Source organism: Burkholderia sp. BE17 (assembly GCF_009362305.1).
GTDB classification, from domain to species: Bacteria; Pseudomonadota; Gammaproteobacteria; order Burkholderiales; family Burkholderiaceae; genus Burkholderia; species Burkholderia pyrrocinia_C.
The window spans coordinates 151,039-173,084 of the sequence record NZ_WHNU01000001.1 but is presented as its reverse complement, the minus strand read 5'-3'; the positions used below and the strand labels follow the sequence as shown (position 1 = coordinate 173,084).

At 65.4% G+C, this 22,046-nt stretch carries 19 protein-coding genes and 1 pseudogene; 17 read left to right on the top strand and 3 right to left on the bottom strand.

Annotation, left to right across the window (positions count from 1 at the left end):
• Nucleotides 1–4: 4 nt before the first annotated feature.
• The 6 genes from GD429_RS00805 (at nucleotide 5) to GD429_RS00780 (ending at nucleotide 4,622) form a co-directional block, all read left to right on the top strand.
• Nucleotides 5–406 (top strand): Imm41 family immunity protein, encoded by a 402-nt coding sequence (locus GD429_RS00805; RefSeq protein ID WP_152855263.1) that lies wholly within the window; start codon nucleotides 5–7, stop codon nucleotides 404–406.
• Nucleotides 403–966, top strand: a complete 564-nt coding sequence (locus tag GD429_RS00800) for a suppressor of fused domain protein (protein WP_152855262.1) — start codon at nucleotides 403–405, stop codon at nucleotides 964–966. The genes GD429_RS00805 and GD429_RS00800 overlap by 4 nt, the downstream gene beginning before the upstream one ends.
• Nucleotides 967–1,010: 44 nt before the next feature.
• The gene (locus GD429_RS00795) at nucleotides 1,011–2,771 is read left to right on the top strand and encodes a ShlB/FhaC/HecB family hemolysin secretion/activation protein (RefSeq protein ID WP_152855261.1); all 1,761 of its coding nucleotides are present in this window, start codon (nucleotides 1,011–1,013) and stop codon (nucleotides 2,769–2,771) included.
• Nucleotides 2,772–2,794: 23 nt separating this feature from the next.
• A complete protein-coding gene (locus GD429_RS00790; RefSeq protein WP_152855260.1) occupies nucleotides 2,795–3,334 on the top strand; it encodes a hypothetical protein in 540 nt (179 codons plus the stop codon).
• A gap of 32 nt (nucleotides 3,335–3,366) precedes the next feature.
• The gene (locus tag GD429_RS00785) at nucleotides 3,367–3,999 is read left to right on the top strand and encodes a DUF746 domain-containing protein (RefSeq protein ID WP_152855259.1); all 633 of its coding nucleotides are present in this window, start codon (nucleotides 3,367–3,369) and stop codon (nucleotides 3,997–3,999) included.
• A gap of 404 nt (nucleotides 4,000–4,403) precedes the next feature.
• Nucleotides 4,404–4,622, top strand: a complete 219-nt coding sequence (locus GD429_RS00780) for a hypothetical protein (RefSeq protein WP_152855258.1) — start codon at nucleotides 4,404–4,406, stop codon at nucleotides 4,620–4,622.
• 85 nt (nucleotides 4,623–4,707) lie between these two features.
• Here the strand turns inward: GD429_RS00780 and GD429_RS41970 are convergent.
• Nucleotides 4,708–4,897 (bottom strand): annotated as a pseudogene (locus GD429_RS41970) (hypothetical protein); the annotation flags it as partial.
• A gap of 530 nt (nucleotides 4,898–5,427) precedes the next feature.
• Here GD429_RS41970 and GD429_RS00770 point away from each other — a divergent pair.
• From GD429_RS00770 to GD429_RS00730, 8 genes are all read left to right on the top strand, one after another.
• A complete protein-coding gene (locus GD429_RS00770) occupies nucleotides 5,428–6,660 on the top strand; it encodes a 3-methyl-2-oxobutanoate dehydrogenase (2-methylpropanoyl-transferring) subunit alpha (protein ID WP_152855257.1) in 1,233 nt (410 codons plus the stop codon).
• Between the two features lie 2 nt (nucleotides 6,661–6,662).
• Complete coding sequence (locus GD429_RS00765) at nucleotides 6,663–7,703, top strand: alpha-ketoacid dehydrogenase subunit beta (protein ID WP_152855256.1); 1,041 nt, start codon at nucleotides 6,663–6,665, stop codon at nucleotides 7,701–7,703.
• Nucleotide 7,704: 1 nt separating this feature from the next.
• Nucleotides 7,705–9,048, top strand: a complete 1,344-nt coding sequence (locus GD429_RS00760) for a dihydrolipoamide acetyltransferase family protein (protein ID WP_152855255.1) — start codon at nucleotides 7,705–7,707, stop codon at nucleotides 9,046–9,048.
• 5 nt (nucleotides 9,049–9,053) lie between these two features.
• Complete coding sequence (lpdA, locus tag GD429_RS00755) at nucleotides 9,054–10,445, top strand: dihydrolipoyl dehydrogenase (protein ID WP_152855254.1); 1,392 nt, start codon at nucleotides 9,054–9,056, stop codon at nucleotides 10,443–10,445.
• Nucleotides 10,446–10,772: 327 nt separating this feature from the next.
• Entirely contained in the window at nucleotides 10,773–11,402 is a 630-nt protein-coding gene (locus GD429_RS00750) for an NAD(P)H-binding protein (protein ID WP_152855253.1), read from the top strand.
• A gap of 147 nt (nucleotides 11,403–11,549) precedes the next feature.
• On the top strand, nucleotides 11,550–12,227 hold the full coding sequence (locus tag GD429_RS00745) for an SOS response-associated peptidase family protein (RefSeq protein WP_321574315.1): 678 nt from the start codon (nucleotides 11,550–11,552) through the stop codon (nucleotides 12,225–12,227).
• Between the two features lie 305 nt (nucleotides 12,228–12,532).
• Nucleotides 12,533–13,963 (top strand): purine-cytosine permease family protein, encoded by a 1,431-nt coding sequence (locus GD429_RS00735; RefSeq protein ID WP_258282114.1) that lies wholly within the window; start codon nucleotides 12,533–12,535, stop codon nucleotides 13,961–13,963.
• A gap of 161 nt (nucleotides 13,964–14,124) precedes the next feature.
• Complete coding sequence (locus GD429_RS00730) at nucleotides 14,125–15,195, top strand: porin (RefSeq protein ID WP_152855251.1); 1,071 nt, start codon at nucleotides 14,125–14,127, stop codon at nucleotides 15,193–15,195.
• A 58-nt stretch (nucleotides 15,196–15,253) separates the two neighbouring features.
• Here the strand turns inward: GD429_RS00730 and GD429_RS00725 are convergent, their stop codons facing one another.
• Nucleotides 15,254–16,210, bottom strand: coding sequence for a LysR family transcriptional regulator (locus GD429_RS00725; RefSeq protein WP_034183237.1), 957 nt, complete (start codon nucleotides 16,208–16,210; stop codon nucleotides 15,254–15,256).
• 192 nt (nucleotides 16,211–16,402) lie between these two features.
• Here GD429_RS00725 and GD429_RS00720 point away from each other — a divergent pair, with 192 nt between their 5' ends.
• Genes GD429_RS00720 through GD429_RS00710 form a run of 3 tightly spaced genes read left to right on the top strand, consistent with a single transcriptional unit; the run spans nucleotide 16,403 to nucleotide 20,064 of the window.
• Nucleotides 16,403–17,713: an MFS transporter gene (locus GD429_RS00720; RefSeq protein ID WP_152855250.1), complete on the top strand. Its 1,311-nt coding sequence runs from the start codon at nucleotides 16,403–16,405 to the stop codon at nucleotides 17,711–17,713.
• 31 nt (nucleotides 17,714–17,744) lie between these two features.
• A complete protein-coding gene (locus tag GD429_RS00715) occupies nucleotides 17,745–19,016 on the top strand; it encodes a Zn-dependent hydrolase (RefSeq protein WP_152855249.1) in 1,272 nt (423 codons plus the stop codon).
• A gap of 25 nt (nucleotides 19,017–19,041) precedes the next feature.
• On the top strand, nucleotides 19,042–20,064 hold the full coding sequence (locus GD429_RS00710; protein ID WP_152855248.1) for a histone deacetylase family protein: 1,023 nt from the start codon (nucleotides 19,042–19,044) through the stop codon (nucleotides 20,062–20,064).
• A gap of 65 nt (nucleotides 20,065–20,129) precedes the next feature.
• On the opposite strand, the gene GD429_RS00705 is transcribed toward GD429_RS00710, so the two are convergent.
• Nucleotides 20,130–21,335 carry an MFS transporter gene (locus GD429_RS00705; protein ID WP_321574314.1) on the bottom strand — a complete coding sequence of 402 codons (1,206 nt, stop codon included), beginning with the start codon at nucleotides 21,333–21,335 and terminating at the stop codon, nucleotides 20,130–20,132.
• Between the last annotated feature and the right edge of the window lie 711 nt (nucleotides 21,336–22,046).

Here is a 22,046-nt window from a genome sequence, read left to right as displayed (position 1 = left end):
GAATATGCAGACGACCAATTATGGCGATTCGCGAAGTGTTATTGAAAGAAATTGGGTGCATTCTCGCGAATATGATGAAACATCCTTTGTTGCCGTACTGCACGAACAAGGCGTCTGGCAGAGGGAGCGGTACTGGCTTCTTGAACGGGCCCTTTATGATCTATCCACAATACACGACGAACAGGATAATTTGAGTGGGCCAATTTTTTATATCTTTAGCTTCGTAATGAATGCAATAAGTTCACACCTTGATCAAGATGATTCTTTTGAAATTAAAAATCTAGCAAAGAGTGAGCTTTACGAGTTTCGCGAGAGAATAAGATTGGTCTTCGAAGGGTTCTTCTTAAAGAATTTTCCAGATCAATCGATGTTCGAGGAGGAAAATCCACTGTTCTCGAAGCGATGATAATCGATCATTTTGAGAAATTTCTCGGCCCCATCAAGCAAGGATGGCGTGACAAGAACATACAAGAAGGAAAGCCGAGTTTGATGATTGCACGGTTTTCGAATACTCCATTCGAAAACACGTCGACCTATGCGACTATCGGACTTAGCGACAGCCTCCTTTACTTGCCGGGCGACCGGCAAGTAAAGCAAGAGCTTCTATTTTCGGCTCATGACACTTACTCTGCCGAGCTGATTTCAAGCTTCCTTCTTACCTTCTGTGATTATGTTCGCTCAAGGGAATGGGTACTTGCTCGCGGGGATGTAGTTGGGCCAAGCGCGCCGTTGATTCCGGGTGTTGCAGCAAACGCCGTGTTTGCGTGTCCACCGGTTATTTTTCCAGATGGCATCGATTTATATAAAGGGGAGTCGCAACCAACGATAATTGTTTGGCTGGTCCCTCTTGTTGGAAATGAAAGCTCAGTGGTAAAACAGAAAGGCGGCAGCCGGTTTGAAGGTATATTGGAGCAATCAAACCCGGATCTTCTTGATCTAAATCGATTGCCCGTAGCTTCCGATTGAAAATAGATTCCGCGAAATAGCATTATTCAGGAATTGGAATAATAATGAAAATGGCAAAACGGCTGGCGGCTTTGCCGCTCACAGCCTTGGTATCGTTCGGGGTACACGCACAGCAGGCCCCCACGCCTGCCGACCGCGCTGCCGCCGCGCGTGCAAATGCGGAGCAAGATCGGCAAGCGCAGCAGCAACGCGACACGCAACAGCGCGACGCGGAGGTGCGCGCCCCTTCCATGCGTTCGGACGTTCCGCGCGCCGAAACCTATCCGCCGTTGCCGAGCGAACAGCCGTGTTTCCGTATTGACCGCTTTGCGCTCGACGTACCGGATTCGCTGCCCGATGCCGCGAAGTCGGCCGGCGCTTCCGCACTGCCGATGGATCGCTTCGCCTTCGCGCGCGAATGGCTCGGCCACTACGCGGGCCAGTGTGTCGGTAAGCAAGGCGTCGATACGATCGTCAAGGCGCTGTCTCGGGAAATCTTGGCGCGCGGCTACATCACGACGCGCGTATTGCTGCCGGAACAAGACTTGACGACTGGCACGCTGAAACTCGCATTGATTCCGGGAGTGATTCGGCACGTCCGTTTCGCCGACGAGAAATTGCACGGCACCTGGAAGACCGCGTTCCCGACCGGCGACGGCGAAGTGCTGAACCTGCGCGACCTTGAGCAAGGTCTGGAGCAAATGAAGCGCGTCACCAGTCAGGACGTGTCGATGCAAATCGTCCCCGCTGACCAGCCGGGCGAAAGCGATGTGGTGCTGGACGTGAAGCGTGGCAAGCCGTGGACCGTCGTCGCATCGATCGACAATTCGGGCACGCGCGCGACAGGCAAACTGCAGGGCAATCTGTCGATTGGCATCGATAACCCGTTGGGCCTGAGCGACGTGTTTAACGTCGGCGTCAGTCAAGACCTCGAATTCGGCGACAAGCGCCTTGGGTCGCACGGTTGGAATGGCTTCTATTCGATTCCGTGGGGCTACTGGACCGCTACGATTGCGGCGTACACGAACACCTACTATCAACAAATTGCCGGCGTAAACCAGACGTTCGTCGCGAGCGGCAATTCGAAGACGCTGGATTTCAAACTGGCGCGCGTGCTGCTGCGCAGTCAGAACGATGTGTTCGGCGGGTACGTCCGCCTGTCGCGTCGCTTCGGCGAAAGCTTCATCGAAGACACGGAAATCACGCAGCAGCGTCGCAACAACACGATGATCGAATTCGGCCTGACCGATCGTCACTACTTCGACGGGGCGCAGTTCGACGGCACGCTGGCCTATCGTCAGGGCGTTGGCGGCCTCGGCGCGCGGGACGACATACTCGCGGCAGGCGGCGGCCCAACTTACCGCTACAGAATGGCGGTGCTGGATGCGAATCTGTCGGTGCCGTTCGCGATCGCCAAGCAGCCATTCCGCTACGTGACGAGTATTCACGGTCAGTACACGGGTAACACGCTGTACTACATCGATGACTTGACCATCGGCAGCCGGTACACGGTGCGCGGCTTCGACGGCGAAACGATGTTGGCGGCAGCGCGTGGCCTGTACTGGCGTAACGAGCTGCAAATGCCGATCGGCCAAACAGGTCAGGCAATCTACGCGGGGCTGGACTACGGCCGCGTGTGGGGGCCGCAACCGGTCTTGCTCGTCGGTACGCAATTGGCCGGCGCAGTGATCGGCGTCAAGGGTAGTATCGGTACGCGCTTCGGGTCATATGGTTATGACTTGTTTGCGGGCACACCGGTCTACAAACCGTCCGGCTTCCCAACCGCTCGCGTCACGGTGGGATTCCAGCTCACCTCGCAATTCTAAGATCGTCGTATAGGGAATCGGTCATGCTTCGAAACACGTTATCGGTGATCAGTCTTTGCGTCCTGTTCGCAGGCTGCGCATCGCACAACACGCAGAGCGTCGCCTACGATCCTGTCAACGACGCACGCATTCGTGTGTATTTCGGCGTGACCACGAAACTGTTCTTCAACTCGACATGTGAAACCAAGGCGCGTCCCCTTCGCTTCGGTTATAGCGGTACTTGGGTATCAAAGCCACGTCTGTTGAATCTCGCCAATACGACAATCGGAATGCCGGTTCCCGAAGATGCTTACCGCTACTACGACGAATACGTGATCAAAGCAGGTCAGCCGCTAACGATTTCGATCCACAGGCTCACGGGGATACATGCAAACATTCCCGAACATGATGCCGGCACGTTCATCCCCCAAGCCGGTAGAGATTACGAATTGTTCGCAAGCAATTCAACCGGCTTTTTCCGGCTCAATGTTCGGAGGGTAATTCTCGAAGACAATCGTGTTCGAACCGAGTCGGTCGACGTGAAGTCTGCGCCACTCTGCGAAGATTCGGTGCCGGCGAGTTGAACATTTGCAATTGATGGAAACAGTTCTAGATCATGACTCAGCGATCGGGCCAAAATTCGGTTGAACCACACTATCGCCACGCGGAAGAAGATACGGAGCTGACGGCGTTCCTGAGCGCGCAACTGGACCTGCTGCTGTCGTCCGACCACGACCCTAAGCCGCCATGCCCGCGATGCGGCGGGTCCGAGATTGTCACGAACGGTTCGAGCAAGTTGGTTAGTGGGCGGCGTCGCCCCCTGTTTCGCTGCAAGGCTTGCACGCGCATCTATTCGCGGTTGATCGGTACACCGTTTGAGAACCGCCGTTACCTTGCAAAACAAGACGTATTGATTCCGCTACTCTCGCAACCACTATCGTTCGCGGATGCAGGCGAGCGATTGGGGAGCCTGCCGCATGATGTCAAACGACGGGTTCTTACGCTGCGCAACTGGTTGCTCGAACTCGATCCAAGCGGGCATTGGGAACGGCGTGTAAGACTTGGTAGCCGATTGGGAGAGCTGCGTGCAGAGGCGATACATTTTGAAGAAACTGGCGCGCAAGAAGACGAGATTCTCACGGAGCGCTTGACGCGTGAATTCGATTCAACCCGTCGATGCAACGAATTGATGAAACCGGACGTCATCCACAAGCAATTTCCGGTGCCCCCGAACGACAACAAAGATTGAGCAGAAGTCGTATCCATATCGAGACGAACTCATCCAGTTTGTCCGATCCAATCGAACTGTTTCGAATCGTCAAGTTCTGATCAATCGCTTCCTGTGACAGATCGACGTTTGCCATCAGTTCTCGCAATGGTCGTGAGCATTGACCTCATTGTCTGCCTATAACGAACGGCTAACGTGCGCTCAAGCAACGAACACTGTCTAATAGGCAATGTCCAGCCGATGATGATCGCGCGCGCGGATGGATATGTCGCACGTCCTGATCCATACGTCGCTCCCCGTTTCCATCGAACCACCAACCAAGGAGGAATCCGAACCATCAAAACGTCGAGGTAAACGAGCGCGGGCCGCAAGTGCTAGGAACACTCACGACCCGCTAACCACAGCCAACTAAGCAGGAGTTGCCCATGGCTAAGGCGAATCATAAAGCACGACCACCGAAGACGGAACGTTTCGTAACGATCCAGGAAATGTGGGGTACGCCGAAAACCTACCTCAAGCCGGAGAAGTTCTACCCGTACATGAAGATCGGTGGAATGTGGCTGATCAGCGATGCGTGTTTTGTCCCGGGCCGAAAGGCGCGAATCGATATTGAGCCTGGCCGGCTGATCATCACGCAGTTGTAAAAGGCAACGCCGCGAGATGCGGCCGCGCTGCGCGAAGTCGCGCAGCGCGCCGGGTAGGGCTGCTGCTACCAACCGCCCCATCGCGTCACCAGGCGATATTGCATGACGACTGCGATGTCCCCGCCGCCGGTAGCCGTGCAATGCGTGCCCGCGCCGTTGTCATAGAACGTGCGCGTCTCTGGTTGCGACACCGACGGACCGAACGGATTCGGCGCGCCATGCGGACCGGGTGCGGCGTCGTACGGCCGCGATGGCGCATACGAACCGCCACTACCCACCGGCCGTGAGTCGTTAGCCCCCTCGCTCCGGCCAATCAACCTCGATCGGCACCGGGAGGCGGAATACGGAACGTATCGATCAGCGCGCGCAGCCCACCCGACACGTGACGATGCCCGGGGTAATACAGAGACAGGATCGACAGACATCGCCCGCGATCGACATTCCATCTGATCTTCGCAATCGCCAGTTTCAGGGCGCAATGACGGCGCCGTCCTGCGCACCCGATCCCGGTATCTGCATAGATCGGAGAGGCATCGGTGAATTCTTGTCAATCCCGGTTAGCACGAACACGGCAACCCGCGACCGCCAGCCGCGACAGGCACGCCATCCCGCCATCCCGCCATCCCGCGCCTATCATGGCAAATATGCTCACCGCGATCGAGCGGGTTGGTCATCGACGGCCGGCGCGGCATTGCATAGATTTCCAAGGTTGGCGCGCTTATCCGCGCGCCAACCCGCGCGCAGGCCGGCAACCGGCCGCGCGCGCCTATCAGCGTGAGACACAATCGAGCGTGGAGACGACACGATGAGCCTGTCAGAGCCATTGCGTCTGCATGTGCCGGAGCCCACCGGGCGCCCGGGCTGCAAGACGGACTTTTCCTATCTGCATCTATCGCCGGCCGGCGCGGTCCGCCGCCCGCCGATCGACGTTGCCCCGGCGGACACCGCCAATCTCGCCCGCAGCCTCGTGCGCGTGCTCGACGACAGCGGCAAAGCCCTCGGCCCGTGGGCGCCGGACCTCGACGATGCGCGCCTGATCGCCGGGCTGCGCGCGATGCTCAAGACCCGCATTTTCGACGCGCGCATGATGATCGCGCAGCGCCAGAAGAAAATCTCGTTCTACATGCTGAGCCTCGGCGAAGAGGCGATCGGCACCGCGCACGCGATGGCGCTGCGCGACGGCGACATGTGCTTCCCGACCTACCGGCAGCAGAGCATCCTGATCGCGCGCGACGTGCCGCTCGAGCGGATGATCTGCCAGCTCATGTCGAACGAAGGCGACCCGCTGAAAGGGCGCCAGCTCCCCGTGATGTACTCGGATCGCGACGCGGGCTTTTTCTCGATTTCCGGCAATCTCGCGACGCAGTTCATCCAGGCGGTCGGCTGGGGGATGGCGTCGGCGATCAAGGGCGACACGAAGATCGCGTCCGCGTGGATCGGCGACGGCGCGACCGCCGAAGCCGACTTCCACACCGCGCTCACGTTCGCGCACGTGTACCGCGCGCCGGTCGTGCTGAACGTCGTCAACAACCAGTGGGCGATCTCGACGTTCCAGGCGATCGCGGGCGGCGAAGGCACGACGTTCGCGGGGCGCGGCGTCGGCTGCGGGATCGCGTCGCTGCGCGTCGACGGCAACGACTTCCTCGCGATCTACGCGGCGTCGAGCTGGGCGGCCGAACGCGCGCGCCGCAATCTCGGCCCGACGCTGATCGAGTGGGTGACCTACCGCGCGGGCGCGCATTCGACGTCGGACGACCCGACCAAGTACCGGCCGAGCGACGACTGGTCGCATTTCCCGCTCGGCGATCCGATCGCCCGTTTCAAGCGCCACCTGATCGTCAAGGGCATCTGGTCCGACAGCGCGCACGACGCGCTGACCGCCGAGCTCGAGGCCGAGGTGATCGCCGCGCAGAAGGAAGCGGAGAAATACGGGACGCTGGCCGACGACCGGATTCCGTCGCCGGCCTCGATGTTCGATGACGTGTACAAGGAGCTGCCCGCGCATCTGCGCCGTCAGCGCCAGGAACTGGGAGTGTGACCATGGCGCAACTCGAGACCGGCACGGCGACGCAGCCGATGACGATGATCCAGGCGCTGCGCTCGGCGATGGACGTGATGCTCGGGCGCGACGGCGACGTGGTCGTGTTCGGGCAGGACGTCGGCTATTTCGGCGGCGTGTTCCGCTGCACCGAAGGACTGCAGAACAAATACGGCAAGTCGCGCGTGTTCGATACACCGATCTCGGAAAGCGGGATCGTCGGCGTGGCGGTGGGGATGGGCGCGTACGGGCTGCGCCCGGTGTGCGAGATCCAGTTCGCCGACTATTTCTACCCGGCATCCGACCAGATCGTGTCGGAAGGCGCGCGGCTGCGCTATCGCTCGGCCGGCCAGTTCACCGCGCCGATGACGATCCGGATGCCGTGCGGCGGCGGCATCTACGGCGGCCAGACGCACAGCCAGAGCCCGGAGGCGATGTTCACGCAGGTGTGCGGGCTGCGCACGGTGATGCCGTCGAATCCGTACGACGCGAAAGGGCTGCTGATCGCGTCGATCGAGAACGACGATCCGGTGATCTTCCTCGAACCGAAACGACTGTACAACGGGCCGTTCGACGGCCATCACGAACGGCCCGTCACGTCGTGGCTCAAGCACCCGGCGAGCGCGGTGCCCGAGGGCTACTACACGGTGCCGCTCGATACGGCCGCCGTGGTGCGGCCCGGCAACGACGTGACGGTGCTGACGTACGGCACGACGGTACACGTGTCGCTCGCCGCGGCCGAGGAGACGGGCATCGACGCGGAGGTGATCGACCTGCGCACGCTGTGGCCGCTCGACCTCGACACGATCGTCGCGTCGGTGCGCAAGACCGGGCGCTGCGTCGTGGTGCACGAGGCGACACGCACCTGCGGTTATGGCGCGGAACTCGTGTCGCTGGTGCAGGAACACTGCTTCTACCACCTCGAGGCGCCGATCGAGCGCACGACGGGCTGGGACACGCCGTATCCGCATGCGCAGGAATGGGCGTACTTTCCGGGCCCGGCCCGGGTCGGTGAAGCGTTGCGACGCGTGATGGAGGCGTGAGATGGGGATTCATGTCATCAAGATGCCGGACATCGGCGAAGGGATCGCAGAGGTCGAGCTGGTGGCCTGGCACGTGGAAGTCGGACAGACGATCAACGAAGACCAGCCGCTCGCCGACGTGATGACCGACAAGGCGGCGGTCGAGATTCCGTCGCCGGTGTCGGGCAAGGTGCTCGAGCTCGGCGGCAGGATCGGCGAGATGATGGCGGTCGGCAGCGAGCTGATTCGGCTCGAGGTCGAAGGCGATGGCAACCTGAAGCAGGGTGCGCCAGCGCGCGACGCGAAGGCCGAAGCGGCGCCGGTTCAGGCCGCAGTGGCTGCGAAGTCGGCGCCCGTGGCCGACGCGCCGGCAGAAGCGCCTGCGGCCCCTGCGGCGCCGGATCGTGCGGCGAACCGCGCCCCCGCGGAGCCGCGTCGTGCGGAGCGTGCCGAACCTGCGGCGCAGCCGCGCGCGGCGCTCGCGCCGGGCGAACGGCCGCTCGCGTCGCCGGCCGTGCGTCAGCGCGCGTGGGACATGGGCATCGAGTTGCGCTATGTGCACGGCACGGGCGAAGCAGGGCGGATCCTGCACGCGGATCTCGATGCATACGCGAAGACGAGCGGCGGTGCGGCGCGCGCGTCGCAAGCGCACGGCTACGAAGAACGCAACGACGAAACCGACGTGCCGGTGATCGGCCTGCGGCGCGCGATCGCGCGCAAGATGCAGGAAGCGAAGCGTCGCATTCCGCACTTCAGCTATGTCGAGGAAATCGACGTCACCGAGCTCGAATCGTTGCGCGCGGACCTGAACCGCCGCTACGGCGATACGCGCGGCCGGCTCACGCCGCTGCCGCTGCTGATCCGCGCGATGGTGATCGCGCTGCGCGACTTCCCGCAGATCAACGCGCGCTTCGACGACGAAGCGGGCGTCGTCACGCGCTACGGCGCGGTGCACATGGGCGTCGCGACGCAGACGGAAGGCGGTCTCACCGTGCCGGTGCTGCGTCATGCGGAAGCGCGTGACGTATGGTCGATCTCCGCAGAAATCGCGCGGCTCGCCGACGCGGTGCGCGCGAACCGCGCGCAGCGCGACGAGTTGAGCGGCTCGACGATCACGATCTCGAGCCTCGGCGCGCTCGGCGGCATCATGTCGACGCCGGTGATCAATCATCCCGAAGTCGGCATCGTCGGCGTGAACCGGATCGTCGAGCGGCCGATGATCCGCGACGGCGCGGTCGTCGCGCGCAAGATGATGAACCTGTCGTCGTCGTTCGACCATCGCGTCGTCGACGGCGCGGACGCGGCCGAATTCATCCAGGCCGTGCGCGGGGTGCTCGAGCGCCCGGCACTGCTGTTCGTGGAGTGACGCCGATGAAAAACGAACACACCACGCTGCTCGTGATCGGCGGCGGCCCGGGCGGCTACGTCGCCGCGATCCGCGCCGGCCAGCTCGGCATTCCGACCGTGCTGGTCGAGCGCGACCGGCTCGGCGGTACCTGCCTGAACATCGGCTGCATTCCGTCGAAGGCGCTGATCCACGTGGCCGACGCATTCGAACAGGCCCGCGGCCAGGCCGGCGAAGGGGCGCTCGGGATCCGCGTGCGCACGCCCGAGATCGACATCGCGCAAAGCGTCGCGTGGAAGGACGGCATCGTCGACCGGCTGACGCGCGGCGTCGGCGCGCTGCTCAAGAAGAACGGCGTGCGCGTGCTGCACGGCGACGCACGCGTGATCGACGGCAAGACCGTCGAAGTCGTCGCCGGCGGCCACACGGTGCACATCGGATGCGAACACCTGTTGCTCGCGACCGGCTCCGAACCGGTCGAACTGCCGTCGATGCCGTTCGGCGGGCATGTCGTGTCGTCCACCGAGGTGCTGTCGCCCGCGACGTTGCCGAAGCGGCTGGTCGTCGTCGGAGCCGGGTATATCGGGCTCGAACTCGGGATCGTCTATCGCAAGCTCGGTGTCGACGTCAGCGTCGTCGAAGCGGCGGAACGCGTGTTGCCCGCGTACGATGCCGAACTCGCGAGGCCGGTTGCCGATTCGCTCGCGCGGCTCGGCGTCGGGCTGTGGCTCGGCCACAAGGTGCTCGGGCTCGCGGAGGACGGCGCGGTGCGCGTGCAGGCGGCCGATGGCGCCGAACGGACGCTGCCGGCCGATCGTGTGCTGGTTGCGGTCGGCCGCCGGCCGCGCGTCGACGGCTTCGGGCTCGAAGCGCTGCCGCTCGATCGCAACGGCCGTGCGCTGCGGATCGACGACGAATGCCGGACGTCGATGCGCAACGTGTGGGCGATCGGCGACGTCGCCGGCGAACCGATGCTCGCGCATCGCGCGATGGCGCAGGGCGAGATGGTGGCCGAGCTGATCGCCGGCCGGCGCCGCAACTTCATGCCGGCGTCGATCCCGGCCGTGTGCTTCACCGATCCCGAGATCGTGACGGCCGGCTGGTCGCCGGACGACGCGCGCGCGGCCGGCGTCGATTGTCTGAGCGCGTCGTTCCCGTTCGCGGCGAACGGGCGCGCGATGACGCTGCAGGCAACCGACGGCTTCGTGCGCGTCGTCGCGCGACGCGACAACCACCTGATCGTCGGCTGGCAGGCCGTCGGGCGCGGCGTGTCGGAGCTGGCCGCGGCGTTCTCGCAGTCGCTGGAGATGGGCGCGCGGCTGGAGGACATCGGCGGCACGATCCACGCGCATCCGACGCTGGGCGAAGCGTTGCAGGAAGCGGCATTGCGAGCGCTGGGGCACGCATTGCATGTTTGACGTGTGACCGTCGAACGGAGCCGCGGGTGCGCAGCGCGCGTATCGGCGGCCTTCCGGTTGTCGTGCCGTTTGCTGCGAGCCTGCGCCGGTTCCTGCGCCGAAGCCGATCCGAATCGGCCGCCCGGCAAAGGGCGAAGACTTGACACATGGACCGGTCCGAAGCCCGCAGCATGACGCGGCCGATTCGAGCTATGCAATGAGTTCGGCTGGTAATTTTTCGAGATGTGGGAAGGTTGTCGGCGCCACGTTGGTCGCCCATCATGTCGGTAGCCGGAAACCGGGCCGCTCCCGGCCCGCCAACGCAGGCTCCACACGGAAGAACCGGACATGAAACTGCTGCTCGTCGGCGCGACCGGACTCGTCGGGCGCCACGTCCTCGAAGTCGCGCTTGCCGATGCGCGTGTCGATCGCGTGGTCGTCCTCGCGCGCCGGCCGTTGTCGCCGCATCCGAAGATGCGCGCGCTGGAGGTCGACTTCGATCATCTGCCCGATGCGGCCGACTGGTGGCAGGCCGATGCGGTGATCTGCACGCTCGGCACGACGATGCGCGCCGCCGGCTCGCAGGCGGCATTCCGGCGCGTCGATCACGACTATCCGCTCGCGGTCGCGCGGCTCGCCCACCGGCACGGCACGCCGGCCTACGTCCTGAATTCGGCACTCGGCGCGGATCCGGCGTCGCGCATCTTCTACAACCGCGTCAAGGGCGAGGTCGAACAGGCGCTCGCCGGCGTCGGATTCGCATCGCTCACTTATGTGCGGCCGGGCCTGATCGGCGGCAGCCGCGACGAATTCAGGCTCGGCGAGCGGCTGCTGGTGTTCGCGTTGAACATCGCCCGACCCGTGTTGCCGGCGAAGTGGCGCGTGAATCCCGCGTCACGGATTGCGCGCGCGCTGGTCGACGCCGCAATCGATGCGCGGCCGGGGGTGCAGGTCGTCGCATCGGATCGGCTCGTCTGAAGCGGCGCGCGCGCATGACGGGATGCGCCGGCCGAATCCCGGCGCATGGTCGATTCGTAAAACTGTTTCGTCATACAAAGCGATAGCGCGCTCGCGGCACGCGCGCTGACCTACGATGGAGACATTGCTTCCATCGTCCTCCGAACCGTGTGCACCCACTACCGCGCCCCCGGTGAAGACCCGGGCATCAGCGAGCTGAAGATCGGCATCGGCGATCTGTACCGCCGCGACCCGTGGGCACCCGACGTGTATCCCGACTACGCGGCGCCGATCGCGCGCGCCGCCGGCGACGGCCTCGCGGTCGTGGCGGCCGTGTTCGGCTTCTGGCCGAAATTCATGCAGCCCGAGCGGCTCGACGAGAACGGCCCGAAAAGAAAGAAGCTCGATACGATGAACGCTCGCGCGGAAACGGTCGGTTCGTCGCGGCTCTACGGTAGTGCGTGGCGCAACGGCCAGCGCTGCCTGATTCCGGCGCGGTGGATCTGCGAGCCATGTTACGAAACCGGCCGCAACGTGTGGCAGCGGATCGGCGTCGACGGCTGGCAACCGTACTGTGTGGCCGGCATCTGGCGGCGCTACGAAAGCGACGACGGCCGCGAATGCATCGGCATGGCGATGCTCACGGTGAATGCCGACGATCATCCGGTGTTCGCGCGGATGCATCGGCCCGGCGACGAGAAGCGGGGCGTCGTGATCCTGCGGCGCGACGACTACGACGAATGGCTGCACGCGCGCGGCAGCGAAGCCGCGCGGCGCATGCTGAACCTGCTCCCGGCAGGCGACATGACGGCCGCGCCCGATCAGGCACCGCCCGCGAGCGCCTGACCTTTCATTTTTCCGACGTCCGACTTGCAATCAAACCGGTCGGACGCGTCCCGATCATTCGGACAATTTCCAAAATTTGCCGATTCCGGGTAATCACCGATATCTCGCAAGTTGTATATACAAGATCATCCGCTGGCAATGTCGGCACACGTCGTGCCGCTTGCGCGCCAGCGTGCAAACCGTGCGTGCGTGGCGCATGCCGGCGATCCACGGCGCCCCGCATCCGAAGAGCCGAAAGGGCGGCTCGCACGTTGCCTGTCTCTTTCAAACCATTTGCGATCCTGAGTATTTTGGAGATTTCCCCCGTGTCAACGAATTCCAGTGGAAAAGCCGGCGGCCTGATCGAGGTTCGCTCGATCGACTTCATTCCCGATGCCGAACGCCACGGCGGACTGCTGAGCCAGTTCACGCTGTGGCTGTCGGCGAACATGCAGATCACCGCCATCGTCACGGGCGCGCTCGCCGTCGTGCTCGGCGGCGACGTGTTCTGGTCGCTGGTCGCGCTGCTGCTGGGCCAGCTCGTCGGCGGCGCGGTGATGGCGCTGCACGGCGCGCAAGGGCCGCAGCTCGGGTTGCCGCAGATGATCTCGAGCCGCGTGCAGTTCGGTGTGTACGGCGCGATGATCCCGATCGTGCTCGTGTGCCTGATGTATATCGGCTTTTCCGCAAGCGGCTCGGTACTGGCCGGGCAGGCCGTCGCGCAGCTGCTGCACGTCGACGACGCGGCCGGCATCCTGCTGTTCGCGGCCGTGATCGTCGTGCTGACCGTGTTCGGCTATCGCGCGATCCACTTCGTCGGCCGGATCGCGAGCGTGGTCGGCATCGTCGCGTTCGTCTACATGTTCTCGCAGCTGTTCGCGAACCACGACGTCGGCGCGTTGCTCGCGAACAGGCATTTCTCGCTCGCGAGCTTCCTGCTGTCGATGTCGCTGTCGGCATCGTGGCAGATCGCGTTCGGCCCGTACGTCGCCGACTATTCGCGCTACCTGCCGCGCTCGACGTCGTCGGTCGCGACGTTTCTCGCGGTCGGCCTGGGCTCGGTGATCGGCGCGCAGGCGGCGATGGTGTTCGGCGTATTCGCGGCCGCGCTGGCCGGCAGCCAGTTCGCGCACCATGAGGTCGCGTATATCGTCGGTCTCGGCTCGACGGGCGCCGTGGCCGCGCTGCTGTACTTCAGCATCGCGTTCGGCAAGGTGACGGTGACGGCGCTCAACGCGTACGGCAGCTTCATGTCGATGGCGACGATCGTCAGCGGCTTTCGCGGCAAGGGCGCGGTATCGTCGAAGAGCCGCCTCGTGTACATCTTCGGCATGATCTGCGTGTCGACGCTGATCGCGCTCGCGGGCCGCCATTCGTTCCTGAAGGAATTCACCGCGTTCATCCTGTTCCTGCTCGCGTTCTTCACGCCGTGGAGCGCGATCAACCTGGTCGACTACTACTGCTTCACGCGCTCGCGCTACGACGTGCCGGCGTTGTCCGATCCGGATGGCCGCTACGGCCGCTGGAACGCGATGGCGATCACGATCTACGTGGTCGGCATCCTCGTGCAGTTGCCGTTCATGTCGACGCACATCTACACGGGTCCGCTCGTCGACGCGCTCGGCGGCACCGACATCTCGTGGATCCTCGGCCTGATCGTGCCGGCCGTGCTGTATTACATCGGTGCGCGGGCGTCGCGTCGCAGCATCCCCGAACGCCTGATCCTGCCGCTCGAACGCGGCGAAGTTCACCACTGACGACACGTCTCGCGCATCGGGCCGGCTGGTTGCCGGCCTGAGCGGTACGTCATGCCGGGCGCTGTCTGCGCCGGGCTCTCCTGCACATTCCCTTTCCCGCGATGCCGGTGCGGCGTTATCGTCGCGCCCGGCGTCGTTTCATTCTCTTTCCATTGAATAGTATGACTAAACGAATGAAAGCCCGCGGCAGCGATTCCCGGGCACGGCCGGTGCACGCCGGTCTTCGCATGACGGTGGCGGCCGCCTGCCTCGCAGGCTCGGGCGCCGCGCTCGCGCAGGACGGCGTCACGCTGTACGGCGTGATCGACGAATTCGCGCAATACGTGAATACCGGCAACGGCTATACGGCGGCGATCGGCTCGGGCGGCCAGTGGGGCAGCCGGTTCGGGCTGAAGGGCGGCGAGGATATCGGCGGCGGGCAGAAAATCGAGTTCGCGCTGGAAAACGGCTTCAGCCCGAACGACGGCACGCTGGCGAGTTCGGGCAGCATGTTCAACCGGCAGGCGTGGGTCGGCGTCGCGGGGCAGTGGGGCAAGGTGCGCGCGGGCCGGCAGAATTCGCCGCTGTTCAACGACCAGGGCGGGCAGGATGCGTTCGGCGGCGTCACGCAGGCGTCCGGCATGGACAACCTGACCGTGTTCGCGTTTCGCACCAGCAATACGCTGTCGTACCAGAGCCCGGAAATCGCCGGCTTCCAGGGCGGGCTGTACTTCGGGTTCGGCGATGCGGGCGGCGTGCGCTCGGCAGGCTCCAGCCAGCAGTTCGACCTGACCTACGAACACGGGCCGTTCGCGGCGTTCGTCGCGGGCCAGTGGCTGAAGAACGCGACGGCGACCACGACCGATCGCACGATCATGGCCGGCGCGTCGTACGCGATCGGCAAGGCGACCGTGTACGGCGGTTTTTCCGCAGTGAAGTGGGCCGACCTCGGGATCGACTCGCGCGTGTATGGGCTGTCGGTCAAATACCAGCTCAACCCGGCGAACTATGTCGCGCTCGGTTATGCGTATCTGCACGACCAGTCGTCGCAGGGCAACAACGCGGATCAGCTCGGGCTGATGTACGAGTACGACCTGTCGAAGCGCACGAGCTTCTACGGCGCGCTGTCGTACCTGCGCAACCGCAACCAGGCCGGCTACACGCTCGCGGGCGCGGCGAACCCCGGCCTGCCGCTCGCGTATCCGGGCGCGAATGCGCGCGGCGTGCAGCTCGGCATCGTGCATCGCTTCTGACGTCGTCGACGCGCCGGGCCGTGTGCGTTCGGCGCTTTCTCCGCGCGAGTTCGCGCCGCTACTTCCCCAGCCGCTCCGCGAGCGAATAGCGCTGCATGCAACGCTCCATCGCGTCGAGAAACGCGTGCTCGGCCGCGTTCATCTTGCGGTCGCGATGCCACAGCAGGAACACGTCGACGTCGACGAGCCCGTCGTCGGGCGGCAGCCGCCACAGCCGCTGCTGCGCGATGTCGTCGCGCACGATGTGCTCGGGCAGGCAGCCGATCCCGTAGCCCGCGAAGATCAGCCGCCGCACTTCCTCGAGGCTCGGCGACGACGCGACGATGCGCCCCGTGAAGCCCTTCTGGTCGCGGAACACGGTGAGCGGCGACAGGCTGTCGCCGATCTGGTCGCTGGTGAACGACACGAAATTCTCCGCAAGCAGATCGTCCATCCGCAGTTGCGTCTGCCCGAACAGCCGGTGATGGCGGCCGCAGTAGATCGCATAACGCTGGCGCAGGAAGCAGCGCATCTCCAGCTTGTCGTGCGGCGTGCGGCACAGGCCGAGCCCGGCTGTGGCCGTTTTCTGCAGCAGCGACGAAAGAATGTCGGACGAGCGCATCACTTCGATCTGCAGGTCGATGCGCGGATACGCGCGATGGAAGTCGGCGAGGAACTCGTCGTAGACGGGCGATTCGATGCGGCTCACCGTCAGCAGCCGGATCGAACCGGTCAGGTCGGCCGTGCTGTCGTCGATTTCCGTTTCGAGGCGTGAGATGCCGCCGTAGATGTCGCTTGCGATCCGGTACACGGCTTCGCCGGCCGGCGTCGGCGCGAAGTGCGCGCCACGCCGCTCGATCAGCCGGCGCTCGAGCGCGTCCTCGAGCCGCCGCAATGCCTGGCTCACGGCCGGCTGCGTCACGTGCAGGCGCGCGGCCGCGCGGCTCACGCTGCGCTCCTGGATGATCACCAGGTAGGTGCGCAGCAGGTTCCAGTCGAGACGGTCGTTCAGGAACGGGGCGAGGTCGGGGCGCATCGGGTCTCCGGGCGAGGCGTCGGGTCGGACATTAGTTGAATTTATACGGCGAATAATAACTTGAAATTTGACTAATGATTTGCGGTCGCCGATAAAGGAGGGGCGCCGCAGCGTGCGGCGCGAGGCCGCCACAGACGGCCGTCACCACGATATTGCGTGTCGCCCGCAACGCGGCGCGCATCAGGAGCCCGCATGACCCAGTCCCTTCCTTCCGCCCGCCAGCCAGCGCGCGCCGCGACGGCCGCGTTCATCGGCACGATGATCGAGTGGTACGACTTCTACATCTACGCGACCGCCGCCGCGCTCGTGTTCGGCGAACTCTATTTCCCGTCGCACGACCCGTTCGTCAGCACGATGGCGTCGTTCGCGACGTTCGCGGTCGGCTTCTTCGCGCGGCCGCTCGGCGGTGTCATCTTCGGCCATCTCGGCGACCGCATCGGCCGCAAGAAGGCGCTGATGACGACGCTGATGATGATGGGCATCGCGACCGTCTGCGTCGGGCTGCTGCCCGACTATTCGAAGGTCGGCATGCTCGCGCCGGTGCTGCTCGTCGTGCTGCGCGTGGTGCAGGGGATCGCGGTCGGCGGCGAATGGGGCGGCGCGGTGCTGATGGCGGGCGAGCACGCGCCGCAGGGGCGCCGCACGTTCTTCGCGTCGTTCGCGCAGCTCGGCAGCCCGGCCGGGCTGATCCTGTCGCTGATCGCGTTCCGCGCGGTCACGTCGATGGACAAGGCCGACTTCCTCGCATGGGGCTGGCGCCTGCCGTTTCTCGCGAGCGCGGTGCTGCTGGTGGTCGGCCTCCTGATCCGGCTCGGCGTGAACGAGTCGCCGGAATTCGCTCGCATGAAGGAAGCGAACCGCACGGTGAAGCTGCCGGTCGCCGAAGTGTTCCGTTCCGCGTCGGGGCTCGTGCTGCTTTGCATCGGCGCGAACACGATCGGGATCGCGGGCGTCTATTTCACGAACACGTTCATGATCGCGTACACGACGCAGTACGTCGGCGTATCGCGTTCGCTGATCCTCGACAGCCTGTTCGCGGTCGCGATCATTCAGTTCGTCGCGCAGCCGATCGCCGCATGGATCGCCGAGCGGATCGGCGGCGCGCGCTTCCTGAAGCTCGCGGCGCTGCTCGCGATGCTGTCGCCGTATCCGATGTTCATGCTCGTGCAGGGCGGCACGTCCGCGTCGCTCGTCGCGGGCATCGCGCTTGCGGTCGTGTGCATGGCCGGTTTCTATTCGGTGATCGCGGGCTTCGTCAGCGAAGTGTTTCCCGCGCATGTGCGCTATTCGGCGATCTCGCTCGCATACCAGATCTGCGGCGCGATCGCGGGCGGCCTGACGCCGCTCGTCGGCACGTGGCTCGCGCATCGCTTCGTCGGCCAATGGTGGCCGCTCGCGGTGTTCTACACGTGTCTCGCCGGCATTTCGCTGCTCTGCATCGTCGCGCTCGACGCGCGCCGGGCGGCGCAGCCGGCCGCGGCCGAAGCGCTCGGCTCGCACTGAGCCTATAAGAACGAATTCATCCGGAGTGCAAATGAAAGACCTGTTGGAAATCGACGGCGCGCGTCTGTGGCAGAGCCTGATTGACATGGCGCGCGTCGGCGCGACGCCGCGCGGCGGCGTGCGGCGCCTCGCGCTCACCGACGACGACCGCCGTGGGCGCGACCTGTTCGCGCAATGGTGCCGCGACGCGGGGATGACGGTGAGCGTCGATGAAGCCGGCAACCTGTTTGCGCGGCGCGACGGCACCGATGTGCAGGCCGCACCGGTGCTGATCGGCAGCCATCTCGACACGCAGCCCGAAGGCGGCCGCTTCGACGGCGTGTACGGCGTGCTCGCCGCGCTCGAACTCGTGCGCACGCTGAACGACGCGGGCATCGCGACCGACAAGCCGCTGGAGATCGTGTCGTGGACCAACGAGGAAGGCGCGCGCTTCGCGCCGGCGATGCTCGGCTCGGCGGTGTTCACGGGCGCGTTGCCGCTCGCCGACGCACTGGCGAAGCAGGACGCCGATGGCGTCACGCTCGGCGCCGCGCTGGACGCATGCGGCTATCGCGGCACGCGCGCGACGGGCGGCGCGGTCGATGCGTATTTCGAAGCGCATATCGAGCAGGGGCCCGTGCTCGAGGCGAACGGCACGACGATCGGCATCGTCACGGGCGGGCAGGCGATCCGCTGGCTCGACGTGACGGTAACGGGCGTCGCCGCGCACGCGGGCACGACGCCGATGCCGTATCGCAAGGACGCATATTTCGCGAGCGCGCAGATCGCGCTCGAACTCGAACGGATCGTCGCCGGCTACGCGCCGCGCGGGCTCGCGACGATCGGGCAGGTCGGCATCCGCAACGCGTCGCGCAACACCATCGCCGGCGACGTGACGTTCACGGTCGACCTGCGCCATCACGACGATGCCGAAGTCGATGCGATGGAGCGCGACCTGCGCGATGCTTGCATGCGCATCGCCGCCGCGCGCGGCGTGCAGGTCGCGATCGATACCTGCTGGCGCAGCCCGGCGACGCCGTTCGATCGCGACTGCGTCGAGCTGGTCGCGCAGGCGGCCGCCGCGTTCGGTTACACGAACGAGCGGATCGTCAGCGGCGCCGGCCACGATGCGATCCTGCTCGCGCGCCGCTTCCCGACCGCGATGGTGTTCATCCCGTGCGTCGATGGCCTGTCGCACAACGAAGCCGAGGATGCATTGCCCGACGACGTGACGCGCGGCACGAACGTGCTGCTGCATGCGGTGCTGGCGCGCGCCGGCATCGCGGCGCGCGTCGAAACGGCAACCACCGCGCACGATGCATGACGCGGCGAACCGACGAGGACGAACGATGAAAACCTATTTCCATCCCGAACAACTGCTGCACCATCCGCGCAGCTACCTGTCGCGCGGGCAGATGCGCGAACCGCAGGAGGTGCCCGAGCGCGCGGCGCGGCTTGTCACGGCGGTGCGCTCGCTCGACTTCGACGTGTGCGAGCCGGCCGACCGCGGCACCGCGCCGATCGCGGCCGTGCACGACATGAACTACCTGCGCTTTCTCGAGGACGCGCACCGCGACTGGAAGCAGATGCCCGACGACTGGGGCGACGAAGTGATGTCGAACGTGTTCGTGCGCGATCCGAACCCGCTGCGCGGCATACTCGCGAAAGCCGCGCGCTACCTTGCCGACGGCAGTTGCCCGGTCGGTGCGAACACGTGGCGCGCCGCGTACTGGTCGGCGCAGGGCGCGCTCGCGGCCGCGGCCGACGTCAACGACGGCGCGCGCGAGGCCTACGCACTGTGCCGGCCGCCCGGCCATCATGCGCGCCGCGACGCGGCCGGCGGCTTCTGCTACCTGAACAATGCGGCGATCGCCGCGCAGTCGTTGCTCGGCCGCCATCGCCGGGTCGCGATCCTCGACACCGACATGCATCACGGGCAAGGCGTGCAGGAGATCTTCTACGGCCGCGACGACGTGCTGTACGTATCGATCCATGGCGACCCGACCAACTTTTATCCGGTCGTCGCCGGCTACGAGGAAGAGACGGGCGCGGGGGCGGGCGACGGCTTCAACCTCAACCTGCCGATGCCGCACGGCGCGCCGGAGTCGGTGTTCTTCGAGCGGCTCGACGACGCGTTGCGCGCGCTCGCGCGGTTCCAGCCCGATGCGCTCGTGCTCGCGCTCGGCTTCGACATCTACAAGGACGATCCGCAATCGCAGGTCGCCGTCACGACCGACGGTTTCGGGCGGCTCGGCGGCGCGATCGGTGCGCTCGGGTTACCGACGGTGATCGTGCAGGAGGGCGGTTATCACCTCGACAGCCTCGACGCGAATGCGCGTGCGTTCTTCGGCGGGTTTGCCGGCGCGCGCTGACGCAGCGGCGCCGGAGCGCGTGCGCCGCCCGCCCGCGCCGGGTGCCGGCGCGAGACGGGGCGCGATTACGAATTCGCGGCGGCCGGTGCGCTGCGGCGCTGCGCCATCTGCAGCACGACGAGCGCGAGTCCGGCCGCCGCGATCAGCCCGCCGACGAGCGGCACCGCCGCATAGCCGAAGCCGGCCGAGATTGCCGCGCCGCCGGCTGCCGCGCCGACCGCGTTGCCGAGGTTGAACGCGCCGATGTTGACGGCCGACGCGAGGCCCGGCGCTTCGTGCGCCGCACGCATCACGCGCATCTGCAGCGGCGGCACGACTGCGAACGTCGCGATACCCCACACGAGCAGCGTGACGGCGGCGCCGGCATGCGTGCTGGCGAGCAGCGGGAACGCGGCCATCGTCGCGATCAGCAGCAGCAGGAAACCGACCAGCGTGCCGTCGAGCGAGCGGTCGGCCAGCCGGCCGCCCGCGATGTTGCCGATCGAGAAGCCGACGCCGATCAGCACGAGCATCGCGGTCACGAAGCCGGGCGTCGCACCGGTCAGGTGTTCGAGCGTCGGCGCGACATACGTGTAGAGCGTGAACATCGCACCGGCGCCGAGCACCGTCGTCCCGAGCGCACCGAGCACGACCGGGCGCGTCAGCACCGACAGTTCGGCGCGCAGGTCGGGCATCTTGCCGGCTTCACCCTTCGGCAGCGCGGCGAACAGGCCGGCGATCGCGATCAGGCCGAGGCCTGCGGTCGCCGCGAACGACATGCGCCAGCCGATGATCTGGCCGAGCCAGGTCGCGGCCGGCACGCCGCCGACGTTCGCGATCGTGAGACCCATGAACATCGTCGCGACCGCGCTGGCCTGCTTGTCGCGCGGCACGAGGCTGGCCGCGACCACCGAGCCGAGCCCGAAGAACGCGCCGTGGTTGAGGCTCGTCACGAGGCGGGCGAGCAGCAGCGTCGTGTAGCCCGGCGCGAGCGCCGACAGCAGGTTGCCGATCGTGAAGATCGACATCAGCGCGATCAGTGCCGAGCGGCGCGACCAGCGCGCGAGCAGCAAGGTCATCAGCGGTGCGCCGACCATCACGCCGATCGCATACGCGCTGATCAGCATGCCGGCCTGCGGGATTGACACGTGCACGCCGTCGGCGATCACGGGCAGCAGGCCCATCGGCGAGAACTCGGTCGTGCCGATGCCGAACGCGCCGGCGGCGAGCGCCAGCAGCGGCAGCGCGGCGCTGCCGCCCGGGCGGGAAGGAGGTGAAGTCGTGGCGTTCACGCGATGGGCTCCTGTAATCGAGGGACAACAGCACGGGGCTGTCTAGGACAGTGCGAAGTGTGCCTGCATTACTTTTGCGGAAAAAGCCGCATGCGGACGAAATTATCTTGATTCCATGTCAACAATGCGGAGCACGTCCGGCGTGCGCGCGAGGCCCGCGGGCGGCGCGCCGGCGGGGCGGGCGAACGAAGATGCGTGTTGCGAAAGGCTTTTCGTCATGCGAAGGGCGTGGCCTCCGGCCGGCGGATCGCGATCCGGTGGCGGCTTGCGACGGATCGACGCTCGTCGCGCGCGGCGAGCCGGGAGCCGGCCGGCGACTGCGCAGCGGTGTGTGACCGGAGGATCGAACGGGGCCTTCATGCGCGGACGACAACTACTCGGCGCGGGCGTCGCGTCGCGGCCGAAAACCCTTTGCCGGCGCGGCGCGCAGGCAAAAAAGCCCCGGCCACAGGGGGACCGTGACCGGGGCGGAAACGCATCCTCTCATTGGCACGAGGACTGGATGCGCGCGAAGTATATTTCGGCACGTGACAATTCGAAATGGCGTTAAACGGCCGTTTTTGGTGTCAATTTAAAAATGCGGGTGCCGGGACGTCCGTCATCACCGTTTTGAAGGATCGTTCGCGGGCGGGCTCGATGACGCTGCCTGGCGCGTTGCACCGGCCAAAACGTCGATTCGACGGAGGGCGGAATCCGTTCGCCAGCCGGTGG

What these genes read in the sequence shown, in the direction of transcription:
- GD429_RS00715 (WP_152855249.1), top strand. Translation starts at nt 17,745, where the DNA reads ATGAAAGACCTGTTGGAAATCGACGGCGCGCGTCTGTGGCAGAGCCTG.
- GD429_RS00720 (WP_152855250.1), top strand. Translation starts at nt 16,403, where the DNA reads ATGACCCAGTCCCTTCCTTCCGCCCGCCAGCCAGCGCGCGCCGCGACG.
- GD429_RS00805 (WP_152855263.1), top strand. Translation starts at nt 5, where the DNA reads ATGCAGACGACCAATTATGGCGATTCGCGAAGTGTTATTGAAAGAAAT.
- GD429_RS00765 (WP_152855256.1), top strand. Translation starts at nt 6,663, where the DNA reads ATGGCGCAACTCGAGACCGGCACGGCGACGCAGCCGATGACGATGATC.
- GD429_RS00795 (WP_152855261.1), top strand. Translation starts at nt 1,011, where the DNA reads ATGAAAATGGCAAAACGGCTGGCGGCTTTGCCGCTCACAGCCTTGGTA.
- GD429_RS00750 (WP_152855253.1), top strand. Translation starts at nt 10,773, where the DNA reads ATGAAACTGCTGCTCGTCGGCGCGACCGGACTCGTCGGGCGCCACGTC.
- GD429_RS00780 (WP_152855258.1), top strand. Translation starts at nt 4,404, where the DNA reads ATGGCTAAGGCGAATCATAAAGCACGACCACCGAAGACGGAACGTTTC.
- lpdA (WP_152855254.1), top strand. Translation starts at nt 9,054, where the DNA reads ATGAAAAACGAACACACCACGCTGCTCGTGATCGGCGGCGGCCCGGGC.
- GD429_RS00770 (WP_152855257.1), top strand. Translation starts at nt 5,428, where the DNA reads ATGAGCCTGTCAGAGCCATTGCGTCTGCATGTGCCGGAGCCCACCGGG.
- GD429_RS00710 (WP_152855248.1), top strand. Translation starts at nt 19,042, where the DNA reads ATGAAAACCTATTTCCATCCCGAACAACTGCTGCACCATCCGCGCAGC.
- GD429_RS00730 (WP_152855251.1), top strand. Translation starts at nt 14,125, where the DNA reads ATGACTAAACGAATGAAAGCCCGCGGCAGCGATTCCCGGGCACGGCCG.
- GD429_RS00790 (WP_152855260.1), top strand. Translation starts at nt 2,795, where the DNA reads ATGCTTCGAAACACGTTATCGGTGATCAGTCTTTGCGTCCTGTTCGCA.
- GD429_RS00785 (WP_152855259.1), top strand. Translation starts at nt 3,367, where the DNA reads ATGACTCAGCGATCGGGCCAAAATTCGGTTGAACCACACTATCGCCAC.
- GD429_RS00800 (WP_152855262.1), top strand. Translation starts at nt 403, where the DNA reads ATGATAATCGATCATTTTGAGAAATTTCTCGGCCCCATCAAGCAAGGA.
- GD429_RS00760 (WP_152855255.1), top strand. Translation starts at nt 7,705, where the DNA reads ATGGGGATTCATGTCATCAAGATGCCGGACATCGGCGAAGGGATCGCA.
- GD429_RS00725 (WP_034183237.1), bottom strand. Translation starts at nt 16,210, where the DNA reads ATGCGCCCCGACCTCGCCCCGTTCCTGAACGACCGTCTCGACTGGAAC.